Source organism: Caballeronia arvi (assembly GCF_001544695.2).
Taxonomy (GTDB): domain Bacteria; phylum Pseudomonadota; class Gammaproteobacteria; order Burkholderiales; family Burkholderiaceae; genus Caballeronia; species Caballeronia arvi.
Genome location: NZ_FCOM02000121.1, coordinates 1 through 9,959 on the forward strand (window position 1 = coordinate 1; position 9,959 = coordinate 9,959).

At 57.9% G+C, this 9,959-nt stretch carries 9 protein-coding genes and 1 pseudogene; 4 read left to right on the forward strand and 6 right to left on the reverse strand.

Annotated features, from left to right (window positions below; all coding sequences use genetic code 11):
• Positions 1–102: 102 nt before the first annotated feature.
• Both AWB74_RS42605 and AWB74_RS42610 read left to right on the forward strand, forming a co-directional pair.
• A pseudogene (locus tag AWB74_RS42605) lies at positions 103–675 on the forward strand (IS66 family transposase); the annotation flags it as partial.
• A gap of 984 nt (positions 676–1,659) precedes the next feature.
• Positions 1,660–2,049 carry a hypothetical protein gene (locus tag AWB74_RS42610; RefSeq protein WP_061152528.1) on the forward strand — a complete coding sequence of 130 codons (390 nt, stop codon included), beginning with the start codon at positions 1,660–1,662 and terminating at the stop codon, positions 2,047–2,049.
• Between the two features lie 678 nt (positions 2,050–2,727).
• On the opposite strand, the gene AWB74_RS42620 is transcribed toward AWB74_RS42610, so the two are convergent.
• The 5 genes from AWB74_RS42620 to AWB74_RS42640 form a co-directional block, all read right to left on the reverse strand.
• Positions 2,728–2,946 carry a hypothetical protein gene (locus AWB74_RS42620; protein ID WP_200822115.1) on the reverse strand — a complete coding sequence of 73 codons (219 nt, stop codon included), beginning with the start codon at positions 2,944–2,946 and terminating at the stop codon, positions 2,728–2,730.
• Between the two features lie 605 nt (positions 2,947–3,551).
• Positions 3,552–4,199 carry a TetR/AcrR family transcriptional regulator gene (locus AWB74_RS42625; RefSeq protein ID WP_061152531.1) on the reverse strand — a complete coding sequence of 216 codons (648 nt, stop codon included), beginning with the start codon at positions 4,197–4,199 and terminating at the stop codon, positions 3,552–3,554.
• Between the two features lie 31 nt (positions 4,200–4,230).
• Entirely contained in the window at positions 4,231–4,623 is a 393-nt protein-coding gene (locus tag AWB74_RS42630) for a hypothetical protein (RefSeq protein ID WP_061152532.1), read from the reverse strand.
• Between the two features lie 532 nt (positions 4,624–5,155).
• Positions 5,156–6,283 (reverse strand): YbdK family carboxylate-amine ligase, encoded by a 1,128-nt coding sequence (locus tag AWB74_RS42635; RefSeq protein ID WP_061152533.1) that lies wholly within the window; start codon positions 6,281–6,283, stop codon positions 5,156–5,158.
• Positions 6,284–6,915: 632 nt separating this feature from the next.
• Positions 6,916–7,878: an H-NS histone family protein gene (locus tag AWB74_RS42640; RefSeq protein ID WP_061152534.1), complete on the reverse strand. Its 963-nt coding sequence runs from the start codon at positions 7,876–7,878 to the stop codon at positions 6,916–6,918.
• A gap of 228 nt (positions 7,879–8,106) precedes the next feature.
• Between AWB74_RS42640 and AWB74_RS42645 the strand changes: the two genes are divergently transcribed.
• Complete coding sequence (locus tag AWB74_RS42645; protein WP_061152535.1) at positions 8,107–9,033, forward strand: tyrosine-type recombinase/integrase; 927 nt, start codon at positions 8,107–8,109, stop codon at positions 9,031–9,033.
• Between the two features lie 19 nt (positions 9,034–9,052).
• Positions 9,053–9,292: a hypothetical protein gene (locus AWB74_RS42650; protein ID WP_061152537.1), complete on the forward strand. Its 240-nt coding sequence runs from the start codon at positions 9,053–9,055 to the stop codon at positions 9,290–9,292.
• Between the two features lie 31 nt (positions 9,293–9,323).
• Here AWB74_RS42650 and AWB74_RS42655 read toward each other — a convergent pair whose 3' ends face one another.
• Positions 9,324–9,677 carry a hypothetical protein gene (locus AWB74_RS42655; RefSeq protein WP_061152536.1) on the reverse strand — a complete coding sequence of 118 codons (354 nt, stop codon included), beginning with the start codon at positions 9,675–9,677 and terminating at the stop codon, positions 9,324–9,326.
• Positions 9,678–9,959 lie beyond the last annotated feature (282 nt).

Below are 9,959 nucleotides of genomic sequence, written 5' to 3' on the forward strand. Positions count from 1 at the left end.
ACAACATTCGAGCGAATCTACGTACAAACAAGGGCCACAACCGTGTATCTCCAGATAAAAACATTCTCGGGATACTGATCCTTATCTGGAGCACCAGATAAGGATCATTGCAGGAGAAAGTATTACGAGGTCCATGTGAGCACGCCGACTCCGGACACCCAGAAACTGCTGGAAATGATCGGCGAGCTCTACAGCATCGAAGCCGGCATTCGCGGCAAGCCTCCCGATGAGCGGTTGCGTGTGCGGCAGGAGAAGAGCAAGCCTCTGCTCGCCACGTTCCAATCGACGATCAGGGCCAAGCTGGCGACGCTGTCGAAGAAGTCTGCGCTCACGGGCGCGATCAACTACTCCCTGAACCACTGGGTGGCGCTTACGTTCTATTGCGAGGAAGGGCACGCCGAGATCAGCAACGTGCTCGCAGAAAATGCCCTGCGCTGCGTAGCGTTGGGCAGGCGAAATTATATGTTCGTCGGCTCCGACAGCGGCGGTGAGCGAGCGGCAGCGATGTACAGCCTGATCGGAACATGCAAGCTCAATGACATCAACCCGCGAGCCTACCTCGAATACGTGCTCACTCATATTGCGGACCACAAGGTCAACCGCATCGACGAACTGCTTCCCTGGAACGTGGCCGACAAACTGAAGCCGGCCGCTCCGCCCACGCCCACCGCTTGACCGGGTAAATCCAGATAGATCGTGTCCACGATCATGGAACGATCTTCACGTGATCTACCCGGACCTCCCCACGCTCTCACATCATGCCCCACGCGCGCGCGAATCGGGGACCGGCCCTGCCGAGCCGCTTACAACTTTTGTTGTCGTTCAGGCTGCGATGTGGGCAATTTCGGCAACGCCTCTGCAACGATTCGGCCTGGCCCTTGCGTCCTCCCGGCAAAATAGCTACCTCTCAATAGATGGCCTGCTTGTCCCAACTTAGCTGCAACGCTCCAATCGACTCGTGACAGCACGCCACCCTCTTTGAGGCCGACCATGGACAAAGAAGGACCCGCTGCTCAGAGAATTGCTGCCGCTCGAATGACCGCACCTCGAGAATAGCGAATGTCGGCAAGTGGCCGACAGCACTCGTTAGGTCTTTGATGCACGCCTCGCTGCGCGTGGGGCAATTCGACACCGGTCGAACACCGGCAGAAGCTCATTCGCGCTCGGAAACACGGCTATTGAGATAACTCCCATTCTATCTACAGCTTCGTTTGCGTCGCAAAATCGAGGTAGCCAAAACGGCTCCGACTGCCTCCCGCCCTGCGCGAGCAAACCGGGTTTTGGATTAGCGTGTGGTAATCCATCACCGTCGGCCCACTACCGAACATCTGGAAGACCGCTGCGCGCGTCGACGAGCGGTTGCAAGCTAGTGGCAGAGAGCCACTCGGACCCGCAGGCGCGCATCGCCTGCAGCTAACGGATGTCTCTGCTAAGGAATCTCGTTCCCCGTGTGGGCAGGCTTGGCCACATTGCCCTGCCAGACTCGGCATGTCGTCTTTTGCACCGTGGCACGTCGACGACCGCCTCCCACTCGGCGACGCTCGACGCATTTAAGCAAAAGAAACGGGCCCGCATGCCGATATACACGAGGTAAAGTCCGAACGGCTGTCTCGGGCAAGACAACAGATCACGCAATCCAAGCTACGGAGAAATCGAGTCGTGCTGAAAGAACCAGTACCGGTCAACGTATTCGAAGTTGGTCAGCAACTCCACACGGTCAAGCAGGAGTTGATCAAGCGTCGCGCTGAGGCCGTCGGAGGCTTGAGCGTCGTGGACGAACGAAAGGTCGCCTCGGCATTCTATAAGTTCGTGCAGGTGAACATGGGCTTTTCGCAAGCAACGACGGCCCAATATGTCCGCGTCTACGAGCGGTTCGCTTGTTCGAAGCACCGTTCGAAAGTAGAAGAGCTCTTTACAGCCGGCGAGCTCGCAATGCTTGCGTCCCTTTCAGACGACGAACTCGATGACGTGGTGTCTGCCAAAGAGGCAGACCCAAATATGACCCGCATGCAGCTTAAGCAGTTCCTGGAAGCGTGGAAGGCGGCTTAATCTTCTGCTCGATTCCAAACAGACTCCTGACACGCTAAGCCATTACGCGAACCTGCAATCGGCACGAATGCCTGAGCAAGTGCTGACGCCGCAGTGAACCGGGCTCCGGTCGCAATTGAAGATCGACGCTGGTGCGTTGATCTGTCTGCGACCGAGCTGCCCTTTTTCGCTCTCTTCCGTACAAAATAAGAAGAAGCGATAGGAAGAGCTTGAGAAGGGCGTACCCCGAGAGTCCGATGAAAACGGCGCCGACAAGCGTGAACGCAAGGGCAATGAACCGTTCCGTCATCGAGACTTTCATAGCCGCCGTCCCTAGCTTGGATTCCAGTACCAAGCTTAGTACCAAATCATCGACCACTAGAAAATTTCCGTCGCTCCTTCGAGCGCGCGAACCTTCCAAGCGCGCCCAATATCGCCCTCCAGTTGGACTTCAGCTACGACGGCGCGGTCGCAATTGAAGACGAGTATCTCATCGTCGGCAACCGGCTTCGTCGGCACTGCGGCCGCATGCACCCCTCGGCGGGGCAAGTCGCGATAGATGCAGAACCTGCGCCGGTGGAACGATTCGCAGCTCGCCAGCCCTCAGAATTTTGCGGATGCGCTGCCCGTCGGGCGAGACCCGCTCGTCCCTTGTCGGCCTTCGCGGGCGTTCGATGAACCAAAGTTGGACATCAGCACTTACGGTGGCGCAATCGGACCCGCGAACAGCCCCCCATCAAAGAACGTATCGTCGAGTTCCATGATGGAGTCGTCTCCCATCAGGATGACAACGTATTCGTTGATCGCATTGCCAGGCACCTCGGAGATTTCTGCGATTGTTTGTTGAGGCGATCGCTCGTCAGCGAAACGCAACCAGTAGTAGCCCGGCATCGTCGGCCGTTGGTGTATCCATTCCATATGAAGCATTCGCCTCATTGATTAAGGAGACTGTTGCTACTACATTAGCGCTTCCGCCGTAGAACGCCAATCGGTGATGATGACTGTCGCTGCGGCGGTGGTCGGCAGGTCCTTGATAGCTCGCGCTGTCAGTATTTGCCCCGTCGCGAACGTTGTCCCCCTATGCCGAATCGCCATTCACTTGGACTTGTTGGACGAAGACGTAACATTTTTTGATACTCATAACTCCATCGATTTCCGTGTTCGTGCTCTCCGATGAACCGTTCGAAACGACGACACGACCCGCGCCAGCCGCGGCCCGAAGCATGATCTCACGGAATCTCTTTGCCAGTTCGGGTTCGACTCGCGGTACTGTCATCGCCAGACCGCTGCGCACCTAATCGATAGAGTGCTGCAATCCATGGCAGTGGAGCAATCGTGGAGGGCTTCTCTTTTCGACCGCGCTTTCCGAAATTTGGTAACGATCGCCCTCTTGAACGATTCGGTTATGCCTCGTTCCACACTGCGAGCTCAGTGGCGCAGATCGGCAGGATCTCGTCAAGGAATCGCCAAAGACTCGTTTTAAGCCGGTTTGTCGCTAGAGGCATGCGTCGTGACTTTTGCGATCACGCCAACGATGGAGAGGTTGGGCGCAAATAGCGCAGTAGCATGTCCACATGCATATCCGAAATCGCCTGCTGCAGGCGGTGCTCGCCGTAATTTCGGCCTGTGAACGCCTTAATCGTGAAGCGGTTGGATACGACGTGGTACCCCATCCCTACCAACGTGACATAGAAGTCGAGCGGGTCAATGCCGCGCCGAAACTCTCCAGTCGCGATACCGCGTTCCAGCGTCGCACGTAGAAGGTCGATGACAGGAAAAATCGTCTCGCGCAATTGGCTCGAACGCTCGAGGTACCGCCCTTCATGCAGGTTCTCGTTGTTGATACGACACAGCCATTGAGGGTTCTCTTGCATGTATTTCCAGATGGAACGCGCGAGCTCGCGTATCGCCTCGGCGGGTTGCAGACTCGCTAGATCGAGACTCGCCTCTCGCGCCGCGAACTCTGCATACATGGCTTCGAGCACGGCGACGTACAGTCCCTCTTTGCTCTCGAAGTAGTAGTAGATCATGCGCTCGTTCGTTTCCGCGGCGGCGGCAATCGCGTCGACCCTCGCACCCGCTAGCCCGAACTTTGTGAACTGATCACTCGCCGCGTCGAGGATACGCCGTCGCGTACCTTCGGGATCTCGCTTCACTCGGTGCTCGTTCATAGGACGGCTCCCTCGAATTAGACGACGACAGTTAATTAATAGCTGCAGTTAGCCGACCGTCATCCGCACATTCACCAATGTGTGCGCGTCCGGTTGCCCTGAGACCACCAGATTTAAGCATGCATGGGACGCCGCGCCCATAATTCTGGCATGTAGCCGGCATCGTAGTCGTAGTAACCGTGCACATGACCAGATGTGCGCAGGTGAGGTTGATAGTCTTCCCGTCCCCCTCGGCGCACGTCGTGACGATCCAGCGCTGCCGTGACGGCGACCAACTGGCTATCGTGACCTTCATCCCATAGCGGATGTGTCTGTCGACGCCGTATTCACGCGCGGTGTCGACGAGATAGTCCTGAATCAAAGCGCCGTCCGCGAGCACCTTGACATCGAGCCACAGGCGAAATCCGTAGCCGTAAGCCAACATGTCAGAATCCGAGCGGATGCCGGGATAACCGAAAAGACCGCACGTGCCGCCCGTTCTTTGCCGGCGCTCCAGGATCGTCCAGGTCTTGGCCGGGCACTCGGTCGTCAGCGTTCAAGCCATGCCGATGCCTGAAACGCCGGCACCGATGATCAACACGTCGACCTCATCCCTGTGCGGCAACTCCGGCATATGTTTCCTCCCCGCTCAAAATTGCCGCCTAGCGAACCTCCGCAAAGTCGGCCTTCCGAGGGTGGTCTATTCCGACGACCGCGCGCGGCATCGCCTAGGGATTATGGTGTTGCGCTCACAGCGGGTACAGCGCCGCACGGTCACAGGTGCCCGAACATGCCGGCTAGGTATTCGTCGTATGTCGCCCTTTGCTCGACCGACAACGCTCAGCGCTTGTAATGCGCGATGGCAACTGGCGCGATCCGGCGATGCGTCAAGCCCCCGCGCCGCCGTTTCGGGCCCCGCGCCGGCAGCGAACGAACCGGCTCGCCGTTGACCATCGACTGTATGTGCACGCGCCGGCCTAATTAGGCGTCTGCGCTCCGCGCCAGACTTGACATTGCTGTCTCACAACCTCATGCAACGACTCATGCGCACGGTACACGCGGCGTATCCACGCGGCATCGCTTAGTCCAGAGGTAACAGCGCGCTTGATGATTTGGAGACCTTCTTCTGCACCCAGGACTTGGGCGTGATGTGAGATCGCGTCTAGCGTAGCGACAATCTCATCTCGAATTTGACTGCGATGGCCAGTCTCCGGATTCACGCACGTTCCGTCCAGGCCGACGCGACAAGCCATGAATCGATTCGTCCGGTAGACCTCGTAATCGCGCTCGCTAAGGCGCACGGGCTTGTCGATCAGCAGATAGCGTGAAAGCACCTGGATGTAAGCCGCGATTGCGGCGGCCCATTCAACTCGTAGCGGCGTATCCATGACACGAACTTCGACCGTGCCAAAACCCGGGCTTGGGCGAATGTCCCAGTAGAAGTCTTTCAGACTTTTGACGAGTCCCGTGTTCGTCATGCGATCAAAGTACTCTTCGAATTCCGACCATCTCGTTACGAAAGGTGCGTGTCCGGCCAATGGGAATGGTGCGACCGAATTGAGCCGGGCGCACTGAAACTGCGTGTCGCTGCCTTGTACAAAAGGGGAAGACGCCGCCAAGGCGATGAAATGTGGAACATAACGCGAGAGCGAATGCAGCAGAACGAGCGCCGAGTCAGCGTCGGGGCAACCTACATGCACGTGCTGACCAAAGATCGTGAATTGCTGGTATAGCGCCCCGTACAACCCCATGAGGTACTCGGAGCGTTCGCGTCCATCGGAGCGCTGATCGAACCAGTTTTGAAAGAAATTTGTCCCACCTCCGCAGACTCCCACGTTGAGAAAGTCAGCGGCCCGCACTAACGTGTCGCGAAGAACCTTCAGCTCCCCGGTTGCCTGATCGAAGCTCCTGCAAATCCCCGTGGACAACTCGATCATTCCCTCCGTTGTCTCCGGGTTGATCGCGCCGGCAAAGTTATCCGCTTTTACTCGACTCAGCAGCTCCGTTGTCGCTTTCGTCAGGTTGTAGTCGTGCGTATTGACGACTTGAACCTCAAGTTCTACTCCGATCGTAAAGGAATCTGACGACGCAAATGGCTGCAGCATGAGATGTCCCGTTGCATGGAGAAGAAGACGAGGAATTGCGCAGTCATTCTACGCATCCCGGCCTGCAGAGTCTCTCCCTCGGGCGCAGCATGCCAAGTAAGTATATGAATACATGGACTCCTTCGGTCAGGTCCGCGTAGGTAGTGGGGCATTTTCACGGACCGCGACACGTCGGCGCTAAAAGGGTGCCTCAGCCAACGAGCACAATGCACCCGCCCAGACCGACGCCGACGAAGCCCCGGGGGGAGCGTGAAAGGCGCGAAGGGGAAAGGCAATTACGGGCGCGCAGGCGTCTGGCGGCCGACATGATGCGACGTAGGCTCAGACCAAGGCCAAGACGAGGCCGATAGGGAAATGCAGGAGGCCTGGACGGAGGCTAGCGAGAAGGAGTAGGACGCCGCAAACGATGCGAACGTAGCGAAGCTAGCGCCAACGGAAGAAGGTCGCGGCTCAGAACGAGGCAAACAAGGGGCCGTAAGCCAAGGTCCAAGTTGCGACGAAACTGTAGCAGGGGTTCGAAATTGTGCCACTGGCCGATCGTCGCAACTGTCATTCGTTGGGCGATCGGAACCCTTGCCCGATGACAAGCTTCACGATTGCCACGCGAGTCCAGCGCGGCAATCGCAAATTCCTCATTGACTCGCGTTATTCGCTTCGGCCCCGGTGGCTTGGCCAGGCGTTTCAACCGGCGCAACGCTCTCCACTGCGACCGGAGACTTGCGGGCCGGACTGGCACTCGTCGAACGACCTCGCTTCGTCGGCGCAGTTTTGGCGGCCTGCTTACCTACCGTACTCTTCTTCGCTGCGGTCGCCTTCTTAACGGCTGTCGCCTTCTTTGCTGCCGTTCCCTTCTTAGCTGTCGTTCCCTTCTTAGTAGCTGTCACGTTCTCGGCGGCCACTGCTTTCTTGGCCACTGTTCCCTTTTTCGCCGCGGTTCCCTTTTTCGCCGCGGCTCCCTTTTTAGCAACCGTGGTCTTCGTCGACGCCGCTTTCTTCGCGGCCGGCTTTGCCGTCTTCGTCTTCGCTACCGCCTTCGATCCAGTCTTCGCAGTTACACCCTTCTTCGCGACCGCTTTCGATTCAGCGGCGCTCGCACCTCCCGCGTTGCCTTTTTCGATCAGAAAGGCGCTACGATCTTTCGCGCTGGCAATCCAACTGGGTGCGCGACCGAATCCACTCCACGTCAGTCCCGACATCGGATCACGGTAGAGGGCAGGCTGCGGTCCTTTGCGAGCGGCGGTCCTGCGCTTCACCGACACCTTCGTGCGAGCAGTCGAGTCACCTCCACCCGCCGCGAGGAACGCGGTGCGATCGCGTGCATTGACGATCCACGCCGGCGCCCTTCCTCGACCGCTCCAGGTCGCACCGGTGTTCGGGTCGACGTACTTCGCTGAGTCCACTTTTCTCACAGCTTTCGCTTTGGTCTTACCTGATGCCTTGCCAAAGAATCCGGAGACGTCATCAATCGAAATCTGATGACGTGCCATCAAGTCGTGAATTTGCTTGAGCACGCCGCTCGCCGCCTTCGCTTTTAAAACTTGCGCCTGCGTTTCCAACTTTTTGATTCGCGCTTGAATCGCTTCTAGCGTTGCCATTTCATTCTCCTATTCCAAAAACTATCCGCACTATGCCACGGTTGCGCGCCGCATAGATAGCGGCGTGCGCACAATCACGAGCTAAGAGACTGCAATAGCGCTTCGTTGATTCAGTTCTTTCAGAAATCGGGTGAAAGGCGCGAAGACCTCTTTTCTGGTCGCTGGTGTTGGCGAAGCGCTAGCTTCGCGTTAGATTGGAGGTTGGCGAAATTCAGTATATCGATTTCTATGCAGAGCGATCTTTGGCTTTCGGATCCCGAGACCGCGTATGGGCAATGGCAGCGAGCCGAGGCTATCGGCGCGGATCGTCGCGCCTTTGCGGACCGGTCTATCGTCCAACATTGCGCGATGTTTTCGCGATTCAATGACTATCTAACGACGCGCCGACAATCCGTGGCGACGTTCGGTGCCGATCACATTAATGGGTTTTTCGAGAACCTCGCGTACGACTGCCAGCCGGGGACCACGACCCGCTTTCGATATCTGAAGCTCATCGATCGACTCGCCCGACATCTCGTTGCGCTCGAATTGAGAAAAGAGAATCCCGCAGCCGACATGCTTACGCGAGAGAACTGGCCCGAGGACGAACCGACGCCAATCTATCTGTCTTCAGAGGACGACCAGAGCCTACAGGCGTTATGTCGGTCGACAACTTTTTCGTCCGCGAAGGAGTTGCGCAATGCGGCTATCGTCGCGCTCTTCCTCGGTTGCGGCGTCTCGGCGGCGGAACTGAGTTTGCTGCGGCTCGCAGATCTCGACACGGAGGACAACCGGCCCAGCGTGCTCGTTGAGAAACACGGTCCGCGGCTCGCCAGACGCGTACCGATCGACAGCTTCGCCATTGACGTATTGCGCGCGTATCATGAGGTCCGGACAGGGATCGTTTGCCCGACGGACTGGCTTTTCGTGGCGACGGCCGGCGGCAAGCCCATGAAACCCGACACGTTGGTCAAATGCGTTCGCACGGCGCTCAAAGCCGCTGGACTATCGGCAGCAGATGAAAGCCCTCGCCTCTTACGCAATACCTATGGCAGGCGCCACCTCGCTGCGGGGAAAACCAATGAGCAGGTCAGCAACCTGCTTGGCCTGTCGAGCCATCGGACCGTGACGCGCCTTCGATTCACGCTCGACGCTGCAGTTGGCGTCGCAAGCTGACAACGAGCGAGACAAAGACATGAAGAAAGATGACAGGAAAGTCCTCGACGATCAGATCCGGCGATGGACGAGCGAGATGACCGTGCTGGCCGAGAAGATCGCGGCGGCGAAGGGCACGCAGTGCGCGCTGTTACTTGTCACGCCGCAAGGCGACTATGAAGGCGTTGCGCCCGAACTGATTGCAGAGGATGCACTGCGCGTCGTGAATCACGGTTGGCCCGACGGCTTTGATATCGAAATTCTCAATCAATCGAATTGAATGGAATTGAATCGAACCGATACGCCGCGATTTAGTCGACCAGCGCCGGTTCAGGCTCGCCGGGATCCGCGTCTCGCGGCGGCGGCTTTAAGCCGGCGAGCGTCCGGTAACGAAGATCCTGCTCCATGAGCAACAGGCGGATCTTCTCCATGGCGACCAGTTGTCCGAGATTCTCTTCCTCCCACGCTTTTCGCACTGAGTCGAAGTATGCGCCGATCTCTTCCATGGTTTGGCGCGCCTGCGCAAGCTCCAGCAACATGCGCTCAACGTCCGCGTTCCCGCGGTACTTCTTCCAGAACACCCGCCCCTCGTCGACACCGACCGGCTCAAAGCGAGGAAGCTTGCGCGTCTTCATGCGCACCTGAGCGAAAGTCTGCATGACCATGCTGAGCGCGGACTGAGGCTCACCGCGAATCGGGCGATGCGCTGTCCTTCGTTCGTGGTGCGGGGGCCGACGGCATCAATCATCTCAAACCTCTCCCCGATATCTCATCTGGGCAACATCTTAATGAGCATCAGGACAGTTCCCGTCTTCTTTTAAGCATCGCATGCATTTTCGAGTCCGGTGTCTAGCCGAACTGCGATTGCATTACGCTTCGGGTCCCTCGTCTTTGCCCACTGAGTCCACTACCCGTGGATCCGCCCCGGCGTCCTTGACTTCGCGATC